This window comes from Paucibacter sp. B2R-40, assembly GCF_025717555.1.
GTDB lineage: Bacteria > Pseudomonadota > Gammaproteobacteria > Burkholderiales > Burkholderiaceae_C > Paucibacter_A.
In genome coordinates this window covers 87,353-109,017 of the sequence record NZ_JAJIRP010000003.1, presented here as the reverse complement: position 1 = coordinate 109,017, position 21,665 = coordinate 87,353, and the positions used below count along the sequence as shown (strand labels likewise).

Below are 21,665 nucleotides of genomic sequence, written 5' to 3'. Positions count from 1 at the left end.
TCTTGGATTGTTGGATTTTGAAGCAAATACCGCTCGCGATCGGCCCTGCGCCCATCTTCACCTTTGAGAACTTTCTGCCCGGCGCCAACAGCGCTGCCTTGGCACATTTGCAAGCCTTGCGGTCGGCGGGGGTAGGGGCGCCGCCAGTGTTTTTGTGGGGTGCAGGCGGCAGCGGCAAGACCCATGTCTTGCGCGCATTGGCCGAAGATTGGCAGGCCGCCGGTGCACAAGTCGCTTGGTACGACGCCGATACTCGGCTGCCTTGGGACTTGCCGAGTCAGCCCAGCTTGTTGCTGCTGGATGATTGTGATCGCTTCGACGCTGGCCAGCAGCATGCCGCCTTCGCGCTTTTTGTCGAAGCTGCCACACATGGTTTGGCGGTGGTGGCCAGCGGGCATGCGCCGCCGGTTGACTTGGATCTGCGGGAAGATTTGCGTACCCGACTGGGCTGGGGCCCCACCTTTGCCTTGCAACCTTTGTCCGAAGCGGAAACAAGGGCGGCTTTGCGGATCGAGGCCGACAGACGGGGCATCTTTCTGGCTGACGAGGTGATTGACTATTTGCTCAATCGCTTCGCCCGCGACTTGAAAAACTTGATGCGCCTATTGGACCGTTTGGATCAATTTGCGCTCGCAGCGAAACGTGCGGTGACTGTGCCGCTATTGCGCCAGATGTTGGCAGACGAAGGATTTGTTGGATGAATTTGACGCTTTTCGATCTCGACGGAACGCTGATTCCGAGTGATTCGGACCATGCATTTGGCGCCTTTATGGTGGACATCGGCTGGGCGAATGGCGAGCAATGGCGGGAGCGCAATGATGTGTTCTACGCGCAATATCAAGCTGGCTGTTTGAATTTGGCTGAGTACATTGACTTTGCCACATCGGTTTGGCGCAGCCGGCCGTTGCATGAAGCGCATGCAGCACGGGAGCGCTTCATGGCCGAGGTGATGGCGCCGATGCTGCAACCCCAGGCCCACGCTCTGGTGCGCCAGCATGCCGATGCGGGTGATTTGGTTGCCATCGTGACGGCCACGAACGATTTCGTGACAACGCCGATTGCCGCAGCTTTTGGCGTCGACCACTTGATCGCGGTGCAGTTGCAGCGTGATGCTGCGGGCGCCTACACCGGGGTGATTGAGGGCATTCCTTCCTACCAAGCCGGCAAGATCGACCGCGTGCAATCCTGGTTGGCGGGCTTGGGGCGACAATGGCAGGATTTCGAGCGAATCACCTTCTACAGTGACTCGGTGAATGATTTGCCTCTTCTGGAATTGGTAAGCCATCCGGTGGCCACCAATCCCACCCCGGCGCTGGCGGATATTGCAACTGCCCGCGCTTGGCCCATTCTGAATCTGTTCGCATGATCAAAAAATTCATAGACAAGCTATTGGGCAAGCCCTCGCTGGCCAAAGTGGCCAAGGCCGCCAAAGCGGTGGCACCAGCCAAATCGACCAAGCACGGCCAAAGCCCGCTGGGCAAGCGGGTGGAAGTGCCGGTTGCCGAGCATGGCATCGACCCCAGCTTGCTGGATGAGCGCGCGGTGCGCGTTGTGCAGACCCTGACGGAGGCGGGCTTTGAGGCCTATATCGTCGGCGGTGCGGTGCGCGATCTGCTCTTGGGTATGCGCCCGAAGGATTTTGATGTGGCCACGGACGCCACGCCCGAGGAGGTGAAGGGCTTGTTTCGGCGCGCCTTCATCATCGGACGGCGCTTTCGCATCGTCCATGTCGTGTACGGCCGCGGCCGTGAGCATGAAGTGATCGAGGTCTCGACCTTCCGGGCCTTGTTGGTCAATGAAGGTGCCGAGCAGGTGGCTGGTAACGAAAAGACATCCAAGGCGGAGCTGGCCGGCAAGTCCCATGTGGTTGACGCTGCCGGACGCGTCTTGCGCGACAACGTCTGGGGTCCGCAGATCGAAGACGCGGCGCGCCGCGATTTCACCGTCAATGCGCTGTATTACGACCCGCAGCGCCAGTTGGTGGTGGACTACCACGGTGGTTTGGCGGACGCAAAAAAGCGCGTGCTGCGCATGATCGGGGACCCCGAGACGCGTTACCGTGAAGACCCGGTGCGCATCGTGCGTGCTGTGCGCTTTGCCGCCAAGCTTGGCTTCGAGTTGGAGCCCAAGACGCGCGCGCCGGTCAGGGCGATGGCGGAGTTGTTGGCCAATGTGCCGGCCTCGCGTTTGTTTGACGAGATGATCAAACTCTTGCAGACCGGTCATTCCTTGGCCAGTCTGGAGGAGTTGCGCAAGCAGGGTCTGGCGCGCGGCGTCTTCCCGGTGCTGGATGCGATGCTGGACGAGCACGGCGAAATGGCGGAGGCCGACGGCGTGCGTGGCAAGTTCTTGCGCATGGCGTTTGAGGATACCGATCTGCGCGTGGCCGAAGGGCGCGGCGTGTCAGCTAACTTCATGCTTGCATGCATGTTGTGGTTCGAGGTGCGTGGCCGTTGGGCGGCCAACCGTGAGGCCGGCGAGCCGGTGATTCCTGCCCTGCAGCAAGCCATCGACACGGTCTTTGATGCCCGCATCGGCGACATTTCCGGGCGCGGCAAGTTGGCGACCGAGATGCGCGAGATCTGGATGATGCAGCCGCGCTTTGAGAGGCGTACCGGCAGCGGTGTTTACACCTTGATCGATCAGCCACGCTACCGCGCAGGTTTTGACTTTCTGCGCCTGCGGGCCGATGCCGGCGAGATCGACGCGTCCTTGGCCGACTGGTGGGAAGACTTTGCCCTGGGCACTGACGACGAGCGCGAGGCCTTGCTGGAGGAGGCCCGCGAGGCCGACAAGCAGCAGCGCCGTGGCAGTGGTAGCGGCAGCGGCAAGGTGCATCAGCTGCCGCGCAAAGCCGGCGGCGAAGTGCAAGCCGTTCAGCCAGCCTTGGCTGATGTGGACTTGGAGGCAGCCCCGGCCAAGAAGCGTAGGCGCCGCCGCAAGCCGGGCGGCAAGCCCGCTGACGGCGCGGCCTCCAGCAGTTGATACCGGCAGAGCCCAGGTTGGCCTATATCGGCCTGGGTGCCAACTTGGGCGACCTGGCGCAGACGCTGAGTCTGGCCTTGGCCGCCTTGGCGTCCACGGCGCAAGTCCGCTTGTTGGCGGTTTCAAACGCCTACCGCAGTGCGCCGGTCGAGGCCGGCGGCCCGGACTATTTGAACGCAGTGGCCTGCGTTGAATCGACACTGGCCCCGCAAGATTTGCTTGAGCGCTTGCTGGCCATCGAGCTTGAACATGGACGGCTGCGCCCCTTCGTCAATGCGCCGCGCACCTTGGATCTTGATTTGCTGCTCTATGGCGATCGTCAAATCACCAGCGCGCGATTGACGCTGCCGCACCCGCGCCTGCATCAGCGCGCCTTTGTCTTGCTGCCCTTGCTTGAATTGAATCCGGCGCTGACGGCGCCCGGCCTGGGTGATCTGTCGGCTTATTTGCCCTCAGTGGCGGGGCAGGTCTTGGTGCGGGCGGAGTCGGCTCTGAAGCTGTAGCGTGGCATTGCTGTTGAAGTAGCACCGCATTTGCGACGGATGGGTATGTGCTCTGTTCGATAGCTTGATCACGCCCTTACACTCCTGCCCGTATGGAAGATGACACTTTGATGTCAATTCGGTGACTTTGCGCGGCTTTGCGATATTTCGCGGCCCGCGCCTCAGGAGAATTCATGTTTTTTGGCAAGTTGCTGCCCCGGGAGGGCAATTTTTTCGAGCTTTTCAACGAGCATGGTCACCAGATCTCAGAAGGGGCGCGCTCCTTCATGTTGATGCTGCAGAACTATGACGATGTGGCCTTGCGTGAAAAGTACGCTGCCGAGGTTGATAAAGCTGAGCATCAAGCCGACCGGATCACCGCGGAGGTCAACCGGGCTCTGCATCTGACCTTCATCACGCCGATCGACCGCGAGCAAATTCACGGTTTGATCAATGCGATGGACGATGTGCTTGATCTGCTGCAGGACTCCACCGAAACCCTGTCTTTGTACGATGTGCGCCGCATTCCGGAGGACGTCTTGCGGCTGGGTGACTTGAGCGTGCGCTGTTGTGAGCGGGTTCAGCATGCGGTGTCTTTGTTGCCCAAGCTGAGCGAGCCGAAAACGGCCGAAGCGGCCATCAAGGCCTGCGAGGAGATCGACAAGTTGGAGTCGGATGCTGATCGGGTGATGCGCTCGGCGATGTCAAAGCTGTTTCGTGAAGAGGAAGACGTGCGCGAGTTGATCAAATTGAAGGCGATCTACGAGCAACTGGAGTCGATCTCCGACCGCTGCGAAGACGTGGCCAATTTGATCGAGGGCATCGTCCTCGAGAACTCCTGAGTCGCGCGCAATGCAGTCGGTACAGCTCGCCTTTTGGGTGGTTGCCTTGCTGGTGATCTTGGCCCTGTTGTTCGATTTCATGAACGGCTTTCATGACGCGGCCAATTCGATTGCGACGGTGGTGTCCACCGGCGTCTTGAAACCGCAGCAGGCTGTCCTGTTTGCGGCCTTTTTCAATGTGTTGGCCATCTCGATCTTCCAGTTGAAGGTGGCCAGCACGATTGGCCGGGGCATCGTGGATCCCGGCGCGGTCGACCATCATGTGATCTTCGGCGCCTTGATAGGTGCCATCGCCTGGAACGTCATCACCTGGTGGTACGGCATTCCGTCGAGTTCGTCACATGCCTTGATCGGCGGCATCACCGGCGCGGTGATCTCCAAGGCCGGGCCGGGTGCATTGATAGCGTCAGGCTTGACCAAGACGATTTTGTTCATCTTTGTGTCGCCCTTGCTGGGGTTCTTGTTGGGCTCGATGATGATGGTGATCGTGGCTTGGTTGTTCAGGCGCAGCTCACCGTTGCGCGCCGATGGGTGGTTTCGGCGCTTGCAGCTGGTTTCTGCGGGCCTCTATAGCCTGGGTCACGGCGGCAATGATGCGCAGAAGACGATCGGCTTGATCTGGCTGCTCTTGGTGGCTTCGGGCTATATGTCCGCGCAGGACGAGAGTCCGCCGACCTGGGTGATCGCGAGTTGCTATATTGCCATCGGCATGGGCACGATGTTCGGCGGCTGGCGGATTGTGCGGACCATGGGGCAGAAGATCACCAAACTCAAGCCGGTTGGAGGCTTTTGCGCCGAAACCGGTGGCGCCATCACCCTGTTCTTGGCGACAACGCTGGGCATTCCGGTCTCGACCACACACACCATCACCGGCGCCATCGTCGGTGTTGGTTCGGTGCAGCGTGCATCCGGTGTGCGCTGGGGTGTGGCCGGCTCCATCATCTGGGCCTGGATCTTCACGATTCCTGCGTCGGCCCTGGTAGCGGGGCTGTTTTATTGGGTCAGCTTTGTCTTGTTCTGAGTTGTGGATGCGGGAGCAAGTGGTATCAAAAGGGCCTGCATTTTTCAATGTCCAGGCCTTTTGATTATTCGCCGAGCGGCTTGATCGGCTCCGCTTCGACTTGGCTTTCGAAATAGCGCTGGGCACTGAAGGCAATCGTGGCCATCAAGCAGGTGCCGCCTATCAGCAAACTGGCGATCACCGCCAGGATGGCGCCCCAGCCGTTCGGGCGGCCGGCTTGACCGGGATTGTGTTGCGCGTCCCATTTTTCATCGGGCTTGAGGCCGTAGATGATGGCGCACAGTGTCGCGTTCACCAACATCAAGCCTAATAACGGTATCAGCAGCCAGCTGAGTCTGTCGTCCTGGCCCAATAGCTCCATGCGCTGTACGCCGTAGAGGCCCGCCAGCGTGGGCATAGGGTGCAGCCAAGCCAGGCGGTCGCGCCAACCGTATAGATACAGCCTGTGCAGGCCAAAACTGCCCAGCAACAAGGCCACCCAGGCGGCGATGGTTTTTGATTTGTAGTGCGACTTCGTGGCGCCGCTCATGCTGGGTTGCCTTCTGGGTTGCCTTCTGGGTTGCATTGGGCTCCTTGCCCGAGTTCGCGCTGCATCATCACCACATCCAGCCAGCGGCCAAACTTCCAGCCGGCGCTTTTCAGCACGCCCGTATGCGCGAAGCCCAGCGAGCGGTGGATGCCAATCGAGCCCTGGTTGTCGGCGTCACCAATCACGGCCAGCATCTGTCGCGCACCTTGCTGTTCGCAGCGAGCAATCAGCTCGGCCAACAGCAGCTTGCCCAGACCTTTGCCCTGCGATTGCGGGTGCAGATAGATCGAATCCTCCAGGCAAAAACGGTAGGCCAGGCGAGGGCGGAAGTAGTTGGCATAGGCATAGCCCAGAACTTGGCCGCCGGCCTCGGCCACCAACCAGGGCAAGTTGCGACCCAGCACTTCGGCGCGCCTGCGGGCCATCTCATCGAGCGATGGAGCCTCGGTTTCGAAGGTGCCGGTGCCTTGTTGAACGGCGATCGCATAGATCGCCTGGATGGCGCCGAGGTCGGCCTCCTCGCTGGGTCTGATCGTCAAGGAATCGATGAATTTGAGCTTTTCTGAGTTCATATGTGTCTGAGTTGATTGCGTGAGTTTATAATGCTGGGTTTTGGCGCTGGTTGAATCTTCAGAGACTTACATTCAAAGTAAGCTCAAAGAAGGTTTGGCGTATCTACAGGGCCAACCACGGCGGCTGTGCGGGACGGGACTTGCTTTTTTGCGATTCAATCTTGCGCATCGTCACTCCGATCTACTCGCCCTGAGTGTCTCCTGGTGCGATGGATGCAATAGATTCATAGGAAACATCATGGTTGTAATTCGATTGGCTCGCGGCGGCTCCAAGAAGCGCCCCTTCTATAACATCGTTGTGGCAAACAGCCAGCAGCGCCGTGACGGCCGCTTCATCGAGCGCGTGGGTTTTTACAACCCCGTGGCTTCCGGTGCTGCCGAGCCACTGCGTGTCGCACTTGACCGCGTCAACTACTGGATCGGCGTTGGCGCCCAGTTGTCGCCTACCGTTGAGCGTCTGGTGACCCAGTCCAAGAAGGCTGCAGTCTAAGCTGCCCGCCAAATGACAAGAGCACCTACCGAACTCCAGACTTCTGCTGTTGGCTCCACGGAGCAGGCTTGGCCAGAAGATGCGATCGAGGTCGGGTGCATTCTTGATGCCTGGGGTGTCAAGGGCTGGATCAGGGTGCAAGCCTATTCCAGCGATGCCCAGGCGCTTTTTTCTTCGCGGCGTTGGTTTTTAAGACCGAACGAGACGAGCGAGGGGAAGGGCCCAGCCGTGGTGCGCAGCAAGCCGCTGCCACGACTGTTAAAAATTCTTTCGATTCGCGAGCATGGCGAGGGCATTGTTGCCAGCGTCCAAGATGTCGCGGATCGCAACGCGGCTGAAGCACTGCGCGGAGCGCGCATCTTCATTTCGCGCTCGGCTTTTCCGAGTACCAACCCGGATGAGTATTACTGGGTTGATCTGATTGGCTTGAACGTCGTCAATCGGCAGGGCGAAGCCTTGGGGGAAGTCATCGGTTTGATTGACGCAGGGCCGCACAGTGTGCTGCGCATCATGCCGCCGGGTTTTACTGCGCCCATCAAGCCGGATCAGGAACGCCTGGTGCCGTTTGTGGCGGCCTTTGTTGACGACGTCGATCTTGAGCAGCGCCAGATCACGGTTGACTGGGGCTTGGACTTCTGAGTCCGGGTCGGCGCAATATGCGCTTTGACGTCATCACCTTATTCCCCGAGCTATTCGGGCCGCACCTCAGTCATGGCGTCACCCGACGCGCCTTCGAGAGCGCGCAGGTCGATGTGCGGCTTTGGCAATTGCGCGACTTTGCCGAAGACAACTACCGCCGTGTCGATGACCGGCCTTTCGGCGGCGGCCCCGGCATGGTGATGCTGGCCGAGCCGCTGGAGCGCGCTTTGGCGGCAGTCAAGCTTGAGCGCCAAGTGGCAGCCCAAGACATCACTGGCCCCGCCATCATTCATTTCAGCCCAACCGGCCTGCCTATCACGCAAAGCCTGGTGCGCGACTTGGCCAAAGGGCCGGGTGGCGTCTTGCTTTGCGGTCGCTACGAGGGCATGGATCAGCGTTTTCTAGATCGTCATGTGACGTTGGAATTGAGCTTGGGTGACTTTGTCTTGTCGGGCGGTGAGTTACCTGCCTTGGCGCTGTTGGACGCGATTGCGCGCTTGCAAGACGGTGTTTTGAATGACGCCCAATCGCATCAGCAGGATAGTTTTTCGGATGGCTTGCTGGATTGCCCTCATTACAGCCGGCCCGAGGTCTTGACCGGTCTAGATGGGTCCGACGAGGTCTTGTCAGTGCCGACGATCTTGATGTCGGGGCACCATGCCAATATCGCCAAATGGCGGCGCGAGCGCTCGCTTGAGATCACCCAAAATCGAAGGCCGGAATTGATTGAGCAGGCGCGGCAGGCGGGAGCATTGAGCAAGAACGATGAGCGATTCTTGCGGGAACTCGCAAAAATAGCTTCCAAGGATATGAAAGACTGCTAGCCCGAGAAATCTGGGCTATAATCATCGGCTGTTCGATCCTCTGGTGGGTCGATTTGAGTCTGCGTTGAACTGCTTGCAGTGCTGCGGTGAACTTGAATCAGTAAATTGGCGGCCATGTTGGTCCGTTTAGCTTGATGCCACCATGATCATTAGGAGAACTCTGTGGACTTGATCCAAACCCTTGAGCACGAAGAAGTTGCTCGTCTGAACAAGGCATTCCCTGACTATTGCCCCGGCGATACAGTGATTGTCAGCGTCAACGTCGTTGAAGGTACACGCAAGCGTGTGCAGGCATTCGAAGGCGTCGTGATTGCCAAGCGCAATCGTGGCCTGAACTCCAGCTTCATCGTTCGTAAGATTTCGAATGGCGAAGGCGTCGAGCGTACGTTCCAGCTGTACAGCCCGCTGATCGCTTCGATCGTGGTCAAACGTCGCGGCGCTGTGCGTCGTGCCAAGCTGTACTATTTGCGTGATCGTTCGGGCAAGTCGGCTCGAATCAAGGAAAAATTGGGCTGATTGAATTTCGACGCAAGTCGAGATTCGGGAAACCGGTTGCGGTAATTTTTGCCGCCGCCGCCCAACGACAAAGCCGCCTCAGGGCGGCTTTGTCGTTTCCAGAGCGTGAGCTTCAACACTTCCCCTATGCTCTGAACATGGCTCGCCCTCCTATCTTGAATCCCCAAGCCGTGCCGTACAGCTCGGTCGATCAACATTTGCCGGCTGTCGCCGCGGCTCAAATGACGCCCGCGGCCTTGCGCGAGCGCTTTGCCAATCCACCCAGTTGGCTGCCTGAGCTGGCTGGGGATGGCGGGCTATTGCCCGGCCGTGCGCCGGCCCATGCGGCCGTGCTGCTGCCCTTGGTGGCCTATGCCGACGGCTTGCGCTTGCTACTGACGCGACGCACCGAGCATCTGCGTGATCATGCCGGGCAGATCAGCCTGCCGGGTGGTCGTGTGGAGCCACAAGATGCCTCACTTGAAGCGACCGCTTTGCGCGAAGCCGAAGAGGAGATTGGCCTGCCCAGCACTTTTGTCGAAGTGCTTGGGCGTTTGCCCATCTACACCACGGTCACGGCCTATCAAGTGACGCCGGTGGTGGCCTTGGTCCAGCCCGGCTTTGAATTGAAACTGCATGAAGGTGAAGTGGCCGAGGCCTTCGAGGTGCCTTTGCAGTTTTTGATGACACCGGCACATCATCGCCACCATGTGTTTGAGTTCGCCGGCGACCGGCGGCAGTTCTTGTCGATGCCCTGGCGCAACACAGCGGTGAGCCCGGACTCACCGGAATACTTTATTTGGGGGGCAACCGCTGCAATGCTACGTAACTTCTACCGTTTCCTCAGCGCGTGAGCCCGCGCGCCCGCTATCATCCCCGCCCATGAACTTCTTTGCGGTCCTGCTTGCTTTGCTGTGTGAACAGCTGAAACCTTTGCGCCATGGCAATGGCATCCATCAAGGCGTGATTGGCTGGGTGCGCTGGACGGGGCGGAATTTTGACGCCGGCCGTGAGCATCATGCGACCGTGGTCTGGTGTATTACCGTGCTTGGTCCGGCGCTGTTGACGGTGCTGATCTATTTGACCGTTAGCCACTTCAGCTTGCTGCTGGCTCTGGGTCTGGACATGCTGGTGCTGTATCTGACCTTGGGGTTCAGGCAGTTCAGTCACTACTTCACCGATATCCGCGACGCCTTGGAGCGCGGTGATGATTTGGAGGCTCGCCGCCTGCTGTCGGAGTGGCGACATCTGGATGCCAGCGAATTGCCGCGGACCGAGCTGGTGCGGCATGCGATCGAGCATTCCCTATTGGCCGCACATCGCCATGTGTTCGGCGTGTTCTTCTGGTTCGTCTTGTTGTCAACGCTAGGGCTTGGCCCAGCGGGTGCGGTGCTTTACCGGATGGCCGAGTTTGTCAGCCGCTACTGGGCTTTCAAGAGCCGCACTTTGGATGCGCCGACGAATCTGCGTTTGATGCAGTTGTCGCGGCGCTTGTTTGGCTTGATCGACTATCTGCCGGCCCGCTTCACAGCCGTGGGTTTCACCATTGTCGGCAATTTTGAAGAAGCGGTGAACGGATGGCGGCGCGACGCCGGGCTTTGGCTGCACCCCAACGAGGGCATTATTTTGGCCTCCGCTGCGGGAGCTTTGGGCCTGCAACTGGGCGGTGTGGCCGCACCCGGCATCACGCCGGATCGCAGCAAGACCTTTGATGCGGGCGTGGACGCTGATTCGACCTTGGCCGATGGGTCTACGCCCGGGCAATTGCCGCAGTTGGGTCATTTGCAGAGTGTGGTCGGCTTGATCTGGCGATCGGTCGTGCTGTGGATGCTCTTGCTGGCCTTGTTGACCTTGGCTAATTTGGTCGGCTAAACGGGCTACTCTGTTGCATATAGAGGCTCTACAAGGCCGTTTAGCGCCATTGATGGGTCTTTTTACAGTTAAACAGTGGCGACATCAGCGCACCGCGATTAAAGTCTGTGGTGTGGATGTCGAAATAATGCACATGATCTGCGTCGAGTCGACTTGCTTGCTCTCAAGCGAGCCGTCGAAGCAGCCCAGCAAAGTCTCTCTTGTGGAGGTTTGCCATGATTAATGCTGTATCCGGTGCCGCCGAAAAAATTCCGGCTCCGACCCGTCCGAGTGGCGAAGAGTCACTGAAGCGCCGTGACGCGCCTCAGCCGAGTGCGATTGCTGTGGCCGACAAGGATTCGGTCGTGGTGGAGATCTCGAGCGAAGGTGCGCGGCGTGCGCAATCCAAGGTGCAGCCGCAAGATGGCTCGGCCCCGCAGTCGCAGAATGCCGCCAACGCTGCCAATGCTGCCAATGCCGAGAAGACTGCCGGCACGTCCACCCCGGTGACGCAGCAAGCAACTGCTGCGCCGACTCAACAGGTTGCGGCAGGTGCCGAGCAAGCCAGTGCCCTTGCGAAACAGGGGAGCGCAAACCTTGCCAATGAGTTCGACGAGGCAGATGCGAATCAGGACGGCACGGTGAACGTACTGGAGCGTCGCGCGTTTGACTTCATGCACCCAACCCTGGCGCGCTATCCGGGTTCAGCGGATGAGCAATCCTCTCGCACGGTGGCGGCGGAGCTGAAGGCTTATGAGGCAGTGGCCCGCAGTGGTCGCAATCTGTAGCTTTGCGTGATCGCCATAGAAAAAGGCCCGTGCAAACGGGCCTTTTTTGTTTCATCGACGCAGACGGATCAAGCGCTGGCCTGGATGCCGGCGATCGCCCATTCTTGGCTCTCGTCAACAGGCCGGACCAAATGCCAGATTTCGTCGAAGTTTTCCGCCGCAGCATCGTTTTGTTCGCGAATCAAGCCCCAAAAGCGCACGCTGACGATCTGCTGGCCATGCTCTTGCACGCGTTCAATCACACGGGCATCCAGTTGCAGCACCTCGGTACGCTGGGCGGCTCCCTTGCGGTCCAATAATTCTTGCTGCACGACGCCATACATTTCTGGCGTGGTGAAGCGGCGCAGGTCGGCTTGATCGCCGGCATCATTGGCTGCTTGCAAACGAATAAACACGCGCTTGGCGAGTTGCTCAAAGCCGGCACTGTCAAATCCGTCACTCGCGGCAACCGCCGCAGGCACGACCGCAGCTGCGGCCAATGCAGCCGGCGCAGCAGCGCTGCCACTGGGCAGTACGTCCACTGGTGCAACGGCCTGTGGCTGGGTCTGAAACGGGGCCCCGGCCCCCGCGAACTGCATGCCCTGTGTGCTGGGTTCCTTGCCTGCGCGCATGCGGCGCATCACAAAGCCGATCACAAACATCACAGCCACACCGATCAGCAGCATGGTCATCACATTGGCCAGAGCGCCACCCATGCCGAAATGGCTGGCCAAGGCGGCAATCCCCAAGCCCGCAGCCAGACCGGCCAGTGGGCCCATCCAATTGCGTTTTGGTGCCGCCGCTGCGGCCGGCGCGGCAGGGACGGCGGGTGCCGCTTGCTGAGGCGCTGGGCTGGCTTGCTGGGCGGGCGTGCCCTTGCTGGCGTCATGCGTTTGCTGCGGGACCGCGCGCTTCATGCCGGACGAGCCGCCGCCGCCCAGGCGCTTGGCTTCGGCGTCGAACGACGACAAGCCCAGGGCCAACACCGCGACCACCGCTGAGATCAAAATTCGTTTCACAAAAAATTCCTCCAGGCCTCTATTGGCCATCGCCGCTAGGTGGGGATGGCTTGGCGACTTTCAAGAGCCTTAGCTCGCCTCGAGTTCTCGCACATCGGCCAAAACCGTGCCGCCAAAGTTGGCCCTGGCAAGGTAGCTCAACACCCTGCTGGCTGCATCGCCAGGGCTTAGCAGTTGGCCGCTGGCTTTGAAATTGGCAAAAACAGCTTGGTCGGGAAATTTGCTCGGGTCACCGCCGCGCAGCTGCGCCTGCATCTCGGTATCAATGATGCCGGGAGCCAGCGAGACGATGGTTGCGCCGTTTGCCTTGGAGGCTTCGTCGAGCGCCATGGCGCTCGACAAATTGTCCATGCCGGCTTTCGCCGCGCAATAGGCGGCGCTGCCGGCCATGGCGCGGCGGCCCAGGCCAGACGAGATATTCAGAATCCGCCGCTGATGACCCAGCTCGCTCGTGGCACGCAAGAACGCGCTGCTCAAAAGCAAACACGCTTCCAAGCCAACCCGAATAGCCGCCGAGAGCTCCTCCAAGGATGCGCATTCGACCGGGCCAGGCGTGGGCACCAGGCCGGCGTTGTTGATCAGGGTGGCTCGGCTGAAGCGTCCGCTGGGTTGAGCCTGCAGCCAGTTCTGCAGTGCTTGCGCAGCCTCCAGCGGCTGGCTCAAGTCATATTGCCATTGTTCCAAGGGCGCGCCCAGCGCCGAGGCGGCCGCAGTCAGCGCCGCGCTTTGCCCGCGCGAGATGCCGATGAGCACATGAGAGGGATGGAGCAATTGCTGGGCGATGGCTTCGCCCATGCCGCGTGAGGCACCACTGACGATGTAGAGCTCTTGCTGTTTCATAGGGGATCTTTCACAGGATTGGAGGCGCTTGCATGGCTTGTTTGTTCAAACACCAACAGCAGATTATTGGCGGGCATTTTGATCGCATCACGCAATTGCAGCTGGCAGGCCAAGGCTTGGGCTGCGACATCGTCCAAATGGCGTAAACCCCAGGCCGGGTTGCGTCGGCGCAGGTCGGCGTCAAATGCCTGGTTGCTGGGCGCGGTATCCACCGCGGCCTGGATAAAGGGGCCATAGACCAGCAACAGTCCAGCCGCGTCGAGGTGGTGCGCGGCGCCGCGCATCAATGCCGCGCAAGTCTGCCAGGGCGAGATATGCAGCATATTGGCGCAGTACAGCGCGTCCAAGCTTCGATGGCTGGTCGGCAAGGCCCAGTCGGTTTGCAGCACATCAAGCTGCACGCCAGGAGCGCCAAGTGGGTGCCAGGCGGCGATGGAGGCCAAGGCCTCGGGCGCTGGGTCCGAGGCCAGCCAGTTCCAACCCGGCATATGGGCCGAGAAATGCGCTATATGTTGGCCGCTCCCGCTGGCGATTTCCAGCCCGATACCTTGCTCGGGCAATAGTTGCAACAAGGCCTCCAGAATGACTTCTTTATTGCGCTCGGCGGCGGGTGAGTGCAGGGCGGCCGGGGCTAATTCCATTTTTTCAAAACTCCGCTGAAGATTCAAAACTCAGACCCCAATCGGGCAGTTCGAGCGAGCAGGCGTGCAGGTACAAACGCGCCGCGGCCTGCCCTCCATACAGGGCGTCGCCGATGATGGGGTGGCCAAGCGCCAACATATGCACGCGCAGTTGATGGGTGCGGCCGGTCACCGGCTCCAACTCAAGCCGGGTCTGGCCTGCGCTGCGCGACTGTACGCGGTAGCGCGTCAACGAGGCTTTGCCGATTGCATGGTCAATTTTTTGGCGCGGCCGGTTCGGCCAGTCGGTGATCAAAGGCAAGTCGACTTCGCCCTCATCTGGGCCGGCCAGTTCGCCCGCCAAAATGGCCACATAGCGTTTATGCACACGCCTGGCCTCAAACGCCATACTCAAGGCGCGCTGCATGGCCGCGCCGCGCGCCAGTATCAGCAAGCCCGAGGTGGCCATGTCCAGGCGGTGCACGATCAAAGCGTCCGGGTACAGCTGCTGCACGCGGCGGATCGCGCAATCTTGCTTGTCCTCGCCACGGCCCGGTACAGACAGCAAGCCACTCGGCTTGTTGATGAGCAGCAGCTCATCGTTGGCGAACAGCAATTCGATGGAAGCCGGCGCCTGGTTCAAAACTGATCAATCCAGCCCGATTGCACGGCGGATTGCGGGTTAGAGCCCGCTGCCCGGACATGCGCCAGCGCGGCGTCCCGGCTCAGGCCGGCCTGTTTGAGCACGCAAGCGGCGACTGTGCCGGTGCGGCCCAGGCCGGCGGCGCAATGCAAGAACACTTGCTCGCCGAGTTGCAGACTGTGGGTCAGTTGCTCGACACCAAGTTTGAGCGCAGCCGGATCGGCGCCCAGACCAAAGTCACGCATGGGCAAATGCTGCCAACGAAACGGCAGGCGCCCTTCGGCAATCGCCTTGTGATAGGCGGGCGACAGGCCGGCGATTTCTTCGAGCGGATTCAGGCAGACCACCAAATTGAGATCGCGCAGGCGGGCTTCGTCCAGAAATGCGGGCCAGGACTCGAGGCGGCCGGGCATCGAGCTTAGCCAGAGGCGACCGCTTAAGTTGGTGGGCAGGGTGAGGGGGCGAAATGGCATGACGCTATTTTCGGTCAGCTTTCAAGTCGCCGCCAGCGGCGCAAGCCATAGGCCAGAGCGAAAACGAGCAGCAGGCCAAACAAGCCCAGCCAAAGCCAGTCCCGCCGGCCGGTTTGCTGCAAGGCGAGCAGGATGCGGTCCATGAAGAAGGCCATCGCCAAGGTGCTGGGCGTCATGCCAATCGCGGTGCCCACCAACATATCGCGCAAGCGGATATGGGTGGCACCAGCGACCATATTGACCACCGCAAACGGCGCCAGAGGCAGCAGGCGCAGCGTGATCACGGCCCAGACACCACGGTCGCCAATTTGCTCACTGACTTGGCGCACGCGCGGCCCGGCCAGCCCTTGCAACGCTTGATGGCCCAGGCCGCGGCCGATGGCGTGGCTGGCGGCAGAGGACAACAGTGCCGCGCCCATGCTGCAGGCAAAACCCTGCCAAGGCCCAAGTGCTGCGATCAGCAGCAGGCTGATCGCCGATAGCGGCACCGCCAATGTCAGCCCCAGCGCCGCAGCCAGCATTGCCAAGCCGGGGCCGAGGGCTGCGCCGCTGCTGCGCAACTGAGCGAGCAAGGCGTTGAGGTCGAGCTTGCCGGCACTCCAAAACAGGGCCAGTCCGAGCAAACCCGCAAGCAGCAGCGCCAGCAGCGCCAGTCGGCGCCTGAGTCTGAGTCGGCGCTGTGTGTCGGCGGTAAACGCTGCGCTGTCAGAATTGTTCATGTGTCCTCATGTCCGATTTGGGCCGATGCCAGGAACTGCCGCACGGCCTCGGCCAACTCGTCCACATGCTGAGTCTCGAAGATGGAACCATGCAGACCGCTGACCAATTGAGTCTGTATGCGCTGGGGCATCAAGCGGTGCCAACCCTGAAACAGCAGTCGATTCCAGCTCGCCAAGCCGGTTGATTTGACCAGCAGCACCGGGCCGTCAAAAGCATGGCAGCGATGGCCTCGCAAAGCCAACACCTGGCTGATCAGGCCGGGGTCGCTGAACATGGCGCTCAGACGCCGGCCGTTCATGCTGAGGTCCTGCACATGCAGCTTGCGCACCAACCAGCCCAGCGTGCGCCAAGAAGCGGTGCCGCCAAACACCGCATCCGGGTGGATGGTGTCGAGCAGCATCAAACCCAGCGGCTTGCGGCCGCGCCTTTGCAATTCCAGCGCCGTCTCCAGCGCGGTCACGCCGCCGACCGAAAAGCCCGCCAGCCAAATGGGCCGCTCGCCATGCTGGCCCTGCGATTCGATGCTATCGGCGTACAAGGAGGCAAATTCCTGCATCGTGGTCGGTGCAGGCGTCAGTGGTGCTTGCAGCATGAAGAGCCCTGCGTCGCCCTGAAGCGCTTGCGCCAGGTTCTGCAGCCGCAGCACATCGCCATGGCCCGAGGCTGCCAAATAGATGGCCGGCACTTTGCTATTCGTGTTGCCAGGGCCGGCGCCCACCGGGTCACTGAGGGATCGCAATACATCGGACCTGGTTATTGGCAAGCTCAATGCCCGCGCCAAACGAGCGATGCTTGGATGCTCGCTGATCAGTTGCAAGGGCAAGGGGCGACCCAAGCGATCTTCCATCGCAGCCAGGATGCTCAGCGCGGCCAGAGAGTCCCCACCCAATTCAAAAAAATCATCGTCCATGCCAATGCTGGCCGCGCGCGGACTCAGTGCTTGTTGCCAGAGCGTGAGCAGCGCTTGCTCCATCGCCGTAGCCGGCGGGCGCCGGCTGCTGCTGCGGGCGGCTTGGCCGCTCGGCAGCGGCAGGGCCGCCAAGTCGATCTTGCCGGTGCTTGTCAGGGGTAACTCTTCCAGCCAAGTGAAGCCGCTGGGCCGCATATAGTCGGGCAGCCTCAGGCGCAGCCCGGCTTGCAGTTCCTGCGAATCGGTGCTGCCATTGCCGACCAACCAGGCATGCAGCAGCGCTTGGCCGCCGAGTTCAATTTTTTGCACGATCGCTTGCTCGACACCCGCCAGCGTGCAGCAAGCGGCCTCGATATCGCCGGGTTCGATCCGGTAACCACGCAGCTTGATTTGGCGATCGATGCGGCCGCTGAAGTGCAGTCGTCCCAGAACGTCCAACCAGCCTCGATCGCCGGTGCGATACATGCGCGGAAAAGCGACCACCGACCCGGCCAATGCCGGGGCAGCCAGGAACGGATCGGGACAAAACGCATCTTGATCGAGATCGGGCCGCCCCAGATAGCCGCGAGCCAGCGCACCACCGCCGATATAGATGTCACCAATGGCGCCGAATGGCAGCACCTGTTGTTGCGGCCCTAGGACATAGATGCGGCTGTCATCTATTGGCCGACCCAGTGGCAAGTCGGCGCAGGGCACGCTCGTTGGCCGGTCCGGTGCCTCGGCATGCGAGGGCGTCGATGAAGCGGCCGAGCAGTCCCAGGCTGTGGCAAAGATGGTGGCCTCGGTCGGGCCGTAGACATTGAACAGCTGGGCACCGGTTTCGCGCACAAAGCGCGCCGCCAATTCGGGCGCCAAGACCTCGCCGCCGCAACAGGCTACGCGCAGCTTCAGCCCCGGCTTGCCACGCCAGCCCGCCAAAAGACCGGGGAGGATGGAGGGCACCAAGGCGCTGAAGGTGGCGCCATGCTTGAGGATGAACTCGGCCAAGCGCTGTGGGTGCAGTCGCCCGGGCGGCGGCAAGGCAATGCTGGCACCCTGCGTCAGCGGCAACAAGAGCTCGATCAGCGAAGGGTCAAAGCCAAGTTGAGTGCCTTGGGCGGAGCGATCCTTGGCATCGATCGCCCAGACGCGGGAAAGCCAAGCCAGACGGCGCGACAAGGCGCCATGTTCGACCATCACCCCCTTGGGCCGGCCGCTCGAGCCCGAGGTGAACAGCACATACGCCAAATCATCGGCGCTTGCCCTGGCCCAGGACCAAAGTGCTTGCGGGGGCGGAACTGCAGAGTCAAGGGTCTCATGCTCATTCAGACGAACGTGTAGGCAGCGGCTGTGCAGTGCCGCCAATCCAGCGACAGCGGCGTCATCAACCAGCAAGGCTACCGCGCCACTGTCGGCCAAGATACCGGCCAGGCGAGCGTTGGGGGCTTGCGGGTCCAGTGGTAAAAATGCGGCACCAGCGCGCGAAATGGCCAGCAAGGCGATGACCATGTTTGCCGAGCGTTCGATCGCCATCGCGACGACCTTGTTGCGCGCGGCGCCCAGTGCGCGCAGGCGCTTGGCCAGCCATTCAACCCTTTGCGCCAATTCGCCATAACTGAGGCTGCCGCTGTCCCAGACCAAGGCGCAGCGTTGCGGCCAGAGCGCCGCTTGATGCTCGAACAAATCGATATAGGCTTGCGGTGCATCGAGTTGCGCGAGGTCTTTGTGCAGACCTTCCAGCAAGGCCCAACGCTCCTCGGGTGGCACGATGTCTAACTGCTCAAGCGGGCGGTCTGGCTGCTCGGTCAGGGCCTGAGCCAAGTGCCAAAGCCTGTGGGCTAAGAGTTCCGGCTCTCCTGTTGCGAAGCAGGCTTGGCTGGCTTCGACAATCATCTCGGGGTCGGCATGGGCATCAAACTCGCACACAGTGACAGCCAGTGGATAGCGCGCGACACCATTAAACAATTGGCGAGATTCCACAAACTGAGCTGAGCCGAAATTGACGCCGAAGTCTTGCACCTCAAAAGACAAGAGGACATCGAGCACACTGTCGCGACCTTCGCGCATCAAATGGGCGGATTGACTCAAGGCGCTCAAGGGGTAGCGCGCATGGCGCAATGCGCCTTGCATTTGAAGCCCCGCATGTTGCAGCAGCTTTGCGCCGGTAGTGCCTGGCTTGAGTTCTAGCTGCACCGCCAAGACGCCAACAAACATACCTAGAGTCGAGCGAAATCTTCGGCCCGAGCGATTCAGGCTGGGCACACCGATCAATACCGAGCTTCGCCCGAGCAGCCGCGAAAAATACAAACCTAGTGCAGCCAAAAGGCAACGGAAGATGCTACTGCCCAAGGCCTCGGCCGAGCGTGCTAGAGCATCGTATTCAGACCTGCTCAGCCGATTTTTGAATATATCGGCTGCTGGCAAGTCTTTGCTCTTGGTTTGCTTGTGGCGGGACTCAATCATCGGCGCCGCTAGCCGTTCACTTTGGTGCCCTATCTGATCGCGCCAGTAAATGGCGTCTCGCTCGAACTGCGCCGAACTTCTGTAAGCCAGCGACTCTGCGATGAAATCCTGGTAGCTCGGCGCAGCGATCGTTTCGCAGCCTTTGGCTCGGGCCAGCTGCTGGTAAATCTCGCTCCAAGTCCGTATGACTTGTGTCGTGCCCCAGCCGTCCATCACCAGATGGTGGAACTGAAGCGTCACCCCGTGCCATTGACTGCTGGAACGCAGTAGCGTGAAGCGCCAGGGCGGACTGGCGCCGAGCTCGAACGGATTGCTGATGCTGTGTTGCCAGTAGTCGCACACCGCCTGCTTCGGATCGAGTACGTCGCCCAGTTCAATCAGCGCCAAACATGGTTCGAAACTGGGCAGTAAGTACTGTGTGCCGTCGACGCAGGGCACCAAGCGCAGGGCGTCTGAGCGCTCAGTGAGGATGTGCAAGGCCTTCCTGAGGCGATCCAAGTCGAGCGGGCCTACAAAAAAACCGATTCCACCAATATTCAGGTGCGCGCTGCCCGGCCAAGCCCGCTGATCCAGCCAAACCTCGCGTTGGCTCAGCGACAGGGCCAGCCTCAAGGTGGGTTCATCGCCTACCGCTTGTGGAAGTCCCATTGGCCAATTTTCTCCATCGCGTGGCGGTAGCCGATTTCAGCAATATCGGCACCGCGCCCATAGGCCATGAGAGCAAATTCGCCGACCGGAGGTTCCAGATAGTGGTCGGCCTGTGAGATGGTGCGAAGGCGCTGGTTCATGCCGCCTACATGGCCGGCGCTGTAGAGAATGTCGGCGATGCCTGGCGACGCCGGCGCATGTGCAAATAGCTTGGACTTGAGCGTGCTCCAAACGCTCAGCCTTGTGAGTCCCTGGTCGGCACGCAAATTTGCGCGGACATCGACATCAATCGCAATGATCATGCCGTTGCCGCGCCGCCTTTCTAACTTGGTTCCCAAGCGCATACGCATCGGCTGCACCGGCACATTCTCCAGAATTGCGCCATCCACCAAGAGTGCGCCTTGATGCAAAACGGGCGGAAACAGGCCGGCCGGCGAGTTGCTGGCCAATACCGCCTTCCATATTGGCCCGGTTTCCAAGACCTGCGTGTGGCCCAAGCTCAGATTGCAAGCGGCGGCGAAGTAGGGGCGCCAGAGTTGCTCGATCTGGCGTTCACCGAACATGCGCTTCAAGTCACGCTCGACCCGCCGCCCCCCGACCAGTGACACCAAGGGCAGGGTCAGTCGTTCACCCCCGCAGGCAAAGGCTTGAGTCCGTTGAAGGATGTCAGCCAAATCATGGCCCAAGGCATATTGGGCACCGATCAAGGCGCCCATGCTGTTGCCGCCGATCAGATCCACCGGCATGCCGCATTCTTCCAGTGCTCGCAGTACGCCCAAATGCGCAAAGCCGCGCGCGCCGCCTCCACCCAACACGACGCCGACGGCGCTGCCTGTCAGAAAGCGAACCAAGCGTGCCGAGTCATCGAGCTGGTCGTGGCGCAATGGGTAGATACGCTCGACATCTCGCCCGAGCAGCCATGGTGCCGGCGGAGCCGCTTCAAGACATCCTGGGGGGTGCTGCAGCACCAAGTGGCGGCGCTTCAATTGGAAGCCGGGTTCCTGGCATAGCGCCAATTCGATAGATGAGATGCCTGGGTTGGCATCGGCATTGGCGACAAGAATGACTTGATCGGCTTGGCGAAAGCTGTAGCGGGTCCAGGCGCAATCTTCGCCTGAGCTTTCGTAAAGAATGAACTCATGCTCAGCTTCGATTTGCGGCAAGGCTTCATGGGCTACGGCCTTGCCGTTGCATTGCAATTTCGACCCATCCGTGTCAGCCCGGAGGTGCGCCACCCGGCCATGCTTTGCAAAAGCCTGGGTCATGTCCTGCCCCAATGTTGCAGTTCTACCGGCTTGGCCCTGCGCGGGGCACTGAAGCGGCAGCAGAATGAAAGTCTGGGCTAAATGTTGGTCGGCCGGATCGGGCGCATTGCGCATGCGGTCATAGACGGCCCGCAGGAAGACCTGCGAAAGTTCAAGCGGGAAGCGTTGCAACAAGTGCTCGTAGGCTTCACGGCTCAGCACAGCCAAGCGTGAGTCGCGCACCGCAGTGACATCTTGGGCGCGAGTCTGACCAAGAATCATCCCCAACTCGCCAATGCTCTGGCCGGGTTGAATTTGGTTGTAGAGCAGCAGATGCCCGTCGGCCGCCTGACGCGAGACCCGCAGACCACCATGGATCACAAAGATGATGCCGTCGGACTCGGCGCCCTCGTGAATCACCGTGTCGCCGCCACGGACGCTGCTCAGCGTCATGGCGTCTGCCAAGGCCTCAATGATCTCCATGTGAAGCGAGCCAAACACCGCGCTGGAGCGCAGAACTTCGATCACGCGGGCGTGGCTGCTTGGGGAGGGCTGCATCAAAGCAGTCTAGCCTGTGGCAGCAGGCCAAAGGCACATCAGGCCGCTGCA

Annotated in this window: 23 protein-coding genes; 13 read left to right on the top strand and 10 right to left on the bottom strand. The window is 60.8% G+C overall.

What is annotated here, in order from left to right; all coding sequences use genetic code 11:
• Positions 1–17 precede the first annotated feature (17 nt).
• The 6 genes from hda to LNV09_RS07025 all read left to right on the top strand — a co-directional run bounded on the left by hda (position 18) and on the right by LNV09_RS07025 (position 5,330).
• Positions 18–701 carry a DnaA regulatory inactivator Hda gene (gene hda / locus LNV09_RS07050; protein ID WP_263556386.1) on the top strand — a complete coding sequence of 228 codons (684 nt, stop codon included), beginning with the start codon at positions 18–20 and terminating at the stop codon, positions 699–701.
• Entirely contained in the window at positions 698–1,366 is a 669-nt protein-coding gene (locus tag LNV09_RS07045) for a histidinol-phosphatase (protein ID WP_263556385.1), read from the top strand. Before hda ends, LNV09_RS07045 begins: the two co-directional genes overlap by 4 nt.
• A complete protein-coding gene (gene pcnB / locus LNV09_RS07040; RefSeq protein ID WP_263556384.1) occupies positions 1,363–2,985 on the top strand; it encodes a polynucleotide adenylyltransferase PcnB in 1,623 nt (540 codons plus the stop codon). Before LNV09_RS07045 ends, pcnB begins: the two co-directional genes overlap by 4 nt.
• A 17-nt stretch (positions 2,986–3,002) precedes the next feature.
• Positions 3,003–3,488 (top strand): 2-amino-4-hydroxy-6-hydroxymethyldihydropteridine diphosphokinase, encoded by a 486-nt coding sequence (gene folK, locus LNV09_RS07035; protein ID WP_263556383.1) that lies wholly within the window; start codon positions 3,003–3,005, stop codon positions 3,486–3,488.
• A gap of 173 nt (positions 3,489–3,661) precedes the next feature.
• Positions 3,662–4,309: a DUF47 domain-containing protein gene (locus tag LNV09_RS07030; protein ID WP_263556382.1), complete on the top strand. Its 648-nt coding sequence runs from the start codon at positions 3,662–3,664 to the stop codon at positions 4,307–4,309.
• Between the two features lie 10 nt (positions 4,310–4,319).
• Positions 4,320–5,330, top strand: coding sequence for an inorganic phosphate transporter (locus LNV09_RS07025; RefSeq protein WP_263556381.1), 1,011 nt, complete (start codon positions 4,320–4,322; stop codon positions 5,328–5,330).
• Between the two features lie 64 nt (positions 5,331–5,394).
• On the opposite strand, the gene LNV09_RS07020 is transcribed toward LNV09_RS07025, so the two are convergent.
• Positions 5,395–5,859: a TM2 domain-containing protein gene (locus LNV09_RS07020; protein ID WP_263556380.1), complete on the bottom strand. Its 465-nt coding sequence runs from the start codon at positions 5,857–5,859 to the stop codon at positions 5,395–5,397.
• Positions 5,856–6,431 (bottom strand): GNAT family N-acetyltransferase, encoded by a 576-nt coding sequence (locus tag LNV09_RS07015; RefSeq protein ID WP_263556379.1) that lies wholly within the window; start codon positions 6,429–6,431, stop codon positions 5,856–5,858. Before LNV09_RS07015 ends, LNV09_RS07020 begins: the two co-directional genes overlap by 4 nt.
• Before the next feature lie 238 nt (positions 6,432–6,669).
• Here LNV09_RS07015 and rpsP point away from each other — a divergent pair, with 238 nt between their 5' ends.
• From rpsP to LNV09_RS06980, 7 genes are all read left to right on the top strand, one after another.
• A complete protein-coding gene (gene rpsP / locus LNV09_RS07010) occupies positions 6,670–6,921 on the top strand; it encodes a 30S ribosomal protein S16 (protein WP_263533062.1) in 252 nt (83 codons plus the stop codon).
• A gap of 12 nt (positions 6,922–6,933) precedes the next feature.
• Positions 6,934–7,560 (top strand): ribosome maturation factor RimM, encoded by a 627-nt coding sequence (rimM, locus tag LNV09_RS07005; protein ID WP_263556378.1) that lies wholly within the window; start codon positions 6,934–6,936, stop codon positions 7,558–7,560.
• A gap of 17 nt (positions 7,561–7,577) precedes the next feature.
• A complete protein-coding gene (trmD, locus tag LNV09_RS07000) occupies positions 7,578–8,384 on the top strand; it encodes a tRNA (guanosine(37)-N1)-methyltransferase TrmD (RefSeq protein ID WP_263556377.1) in 807 nt (268 codons plus the stop codon).
• 162 nt (positions 8,385–8,546) lie between these two features.
• Positions 8,547–8,900, top strand: coding sequence for a 50S ribosomal protein L19 (gene rplS, locus LNV09_RS06995; RefSeq protein WP_263556376.1), 354 nt, complete (start codon positions 8,547–8,549; stop codon positions 8,898–8,900).
• Positions 8,901–9,037: 137 nt separating this feature from the next.
• On the top strand, positions 9,038–9,733 hold the full coding sequence (locus LNV09_RS06990) for a CoA pyrophosphatase (protein ID WP_263556375.1): 696 nt from the start codon (positions 9,038–9,040) through the stop codon (positions 9,731–9,733).
• Positions 9,734–9,761: 28 nt separating this feature from the next.
• Positions 9,762–10,751: a CobD/CbiB family protein gene (locus tag LNV09_RS06985; RefSeq protein WP_263556374.1), complete on the top strand. Its 990-nt coding sequence runs from the start codon at positions 9,762–9,764 to the stop codon at positions 10,749–10,751.
• A gap of 215 nt (positions 10,752–10,966) precedes the next feature.
• On the top strand, positions 10,967–11,518 hold the full coding sequence (locus LNV09_RS06980; RefSeq protein ID WP_263556373.1) for a hypothetical protein: 552 nt from the start codon (positions 10,967–10,969) through the stop codon (positions 11,516–11,518).
• A gap of 68 nt (positions 11,519–11,586) precedes the next feature.
• Here LNV09_RS06980 and LNV09_RS06975 read toward each other — a convergent pair whose 3' ends face one another.
• The 8 genes from LNV09_RS06975 to LNV09_RS06940 all read right to left on the bottom strand — a co-directional run bounded on the left by LNV09_RS06975 (position 11,587) and on the right by LNV09_RS06940 (position 21,614).
• The gene (locus LNV09_RS06975; protein WP_263556372.1) at positions 11,587–12,516 is read right to left on the bottom strand and encodes a Tim44 domain-containing protein; all 930 of its coding nucleotides are present in this window, start codon (positions 12,514–12,516) and stop codon (positions 11,587–11,589) included.
• Between the two features lie 69 nt (positions 12,517–12,585).
• Positions 12,586–13,356, bottom strand: a complete 771-nt coding sequence (locus tag LNV09_RS06970; RefSeq protein WP_263556371.1) for an SDR family NAD(P)-dependent oxidoreductase — start codon at positions 13,354–13,356, stop codon at positions 12,586–12,588.
• A complete protein-coding gene (locus LNV09_RS06965) occupies positions 13,353–13,997 on the bottom strand; it encodes a DUF938 domain-containing protein (RefSeq protein ID WP_263556370.1) in 645 nt (214 codons plus the stop codon). The genes LNV09_RS06970 and LNV09_RS06965 overlap by 4 nt, the downstream gene beginning before the upstream one ends.
• Positions 13,998–14,001: 4 nt before the next feature.
• Positions 14,002–14,619 (bottom strand): RluA family pseudouridine synthase, encoded by a 618-nt coding sequence (locus LNV09_RS06960; RefSeq protein ID WP_263556369.1) that lies wholly within the window; start codon positions 14,617–14,619, stop codon positions 14,002–14,004.
• Positions 14,616–15,032 carry a protein-tyrosine phosphatase family protein gene (locus LNV09_RS06955; RefSeq protein ID WP_263556368.1) on the bottom strand — a complete coding sequence of 139 codons (417 nt, stop codon included), beginning with the start codon at positions 15,030–15,032 and terminating at the stop codon, positions 14,616–14,618. Before LNV09_RS06955 ends, LNV09_RS06960 begins: the two co-directional genes overlap by 4 nt.
• A 74-nt stretch (positions 15,033–15,106) precedes the next feature.
• A complete protein-coding gene (locus LNV09_RS06950) occupies positions 15,107–15,811 on the bottom strand; it encodes a TVP38/TMEM64 family protein (RefSeq protein WP_263556367.1) in 705 nt (234 codons plus the stop codon).
• Positions 15,808–19,812: a non-ribosomal peptide synthetase gene (locus LNV09_RS06945; RefSeq protein ID WP_263556366.1), complete on the bottom strand. Its 4,005-nt coding sequence runs from the start codon at positions 19,810–19,812 to the stop codon at positions 15,808–15,810. Before LNV09_RS06945 ends, LNV09_RS06950 begins: the two co-directional genes overlap by 4 nt.
• Positions 19,791–21,614, bottom strand: coding sequence for a patatin-like phospholipase family protein (locus LNV09_RS06940; RefSeq protein ID WP_263556365.1), 1,824 nt, complete (start codon positions 21,612–21,614; stop codon positions 19,791–19,793). Before LNV09_RS06940 ends, LNV09_RS06945 begins: the two co-directional genes overlap by 22 nt.
• Positions 21,615–21,665 lie beyond the last annotated feature (51 nt).

Bases quoted from the DNA above. Each gene is read 5' to 3' on its own strand.
- LNV09_RS07045 (WP_263556385.1), top strand. From the start codon at position 698: ATGAATTTGACGCTTTTCGATCTCGACGGAACGCTGATTCCGAGTGAT.
- pcnB (WP_263556384.1), top strand. From the start codon at position 1,363: ATGATCAAAAAATTCATAGACAAGCTATTGGGCAAGCCCTCGCTGGCC.
- LNV09_RS07030 (WP_263556382.1), top strand. From the start codon at position 3,662: ATGTTTTTTGGCAAGTTGCTGCCCCGGGAGGGCAATTTTTTCGAGCTT.
- LNV09_RS07025 (WP_263556381.1), top strand. From the start codon at position 4,320: ATGCAGTCGGTACAGCTCGCCTTTTGGGTGGTTGCCTTGCTGGTGATC.
- LNV09_RS07020 (WP_263556380.1), bottom strand. From the start codon at position 5,859: ATGAGCGGCGCCACGAAGTCGCACTACAAATCAAAAACCATCGCCGCC.
- LNV09_RS07015 (WP_263556379.1), bottom strand. From the start codon at position 6,431: ATGAACTCAGAAAAGCTCAAATTCATCGATTCCTTGACGATCAGACCC.
- rpsP (WP_263533062.1), top strand. From the start codon at position 6,670: ATGGTTGTAATTCGATTGGCTCGCGGCGGCTCCAAGAAGCGCCCCTTC.
- rimM (WP_263556378.1), top strand. From the start codon at position 6,934: ATGACAAGAGCACCTACCGAACTCCAGACTTCTGCTGTTGGCTCCACG.
- trmD (WP_263556377.1), top strand. From the start codon at position 7,578: ATGCGCTTTGACGTCATCACCTTATTCCCCGAGCTATTCGGGCCGCAC.
- LNV09_RS06990 (WP_263556375.1), top strand. From the start codon at position 9,038: ATGGCTCGCCCTCCTATCTTGAATCCCCAAGCCGTGCCGTACAGCTCG.
- LNV09_RS06985 (WP_263556374.1), top strand. From the start codon at position 9,762: ATGAACTTCTTTGCGGTCCTGCTTGCTTTGCTGTGTGAACAGCTGAAA.
- LNV09_RS06980 (WP_263556373.1), top strand. From the start codon at position 10,967: ATGATTAATGCTGTATCCGGTGCCGCCGAAAAAATTCCGGCTCCGACC.
- LNV09_RS06970 (WP_263556371.1), bottom strand. From the start codon at position 13,356: ATGAAACAGCAAGAGCTCTACATCGTCAGTGGTGCCTCACGCGGCATG.
- LNV09_RS06965 (WP_263556370.1), bottom strand. From the start codon at position 13,997: ATGGAATTAGCCCCGGCCGCCCTGCACTCACCCGCCGCCGAGCGCAAT.
- LNV09_RS06955 (WP_263556368.1), bottom strand. From the start codon at position 15,032: ATGCCCGGCCGCCTCGAGTCCTGGCCCGCATTTCTGGACGAAGCCCGC.
- LNV09_RS06950 (WP_263556367.1), bottom strand. From the start codon at position 15,811: ATGAACAATTCTGACAGCGCAGCGTTTACCGCCGACACACAGCGCCGA.
- LNV09_RS06945 (WP_263556366.1), bottom strand. From the start codon at position 19,812: ATGGGACTTCCACAAGCGGTAGGCGATGAACCCACCTTGAGGCTGGCC.
- LNV09_RS06940 (WP_263556365.1), bottom strand. From the start codon at position 21,614: ATGCAGCCCTCCCCAAGCAGCCACGCCCGCGTGATCGAAGTTCTGCGC.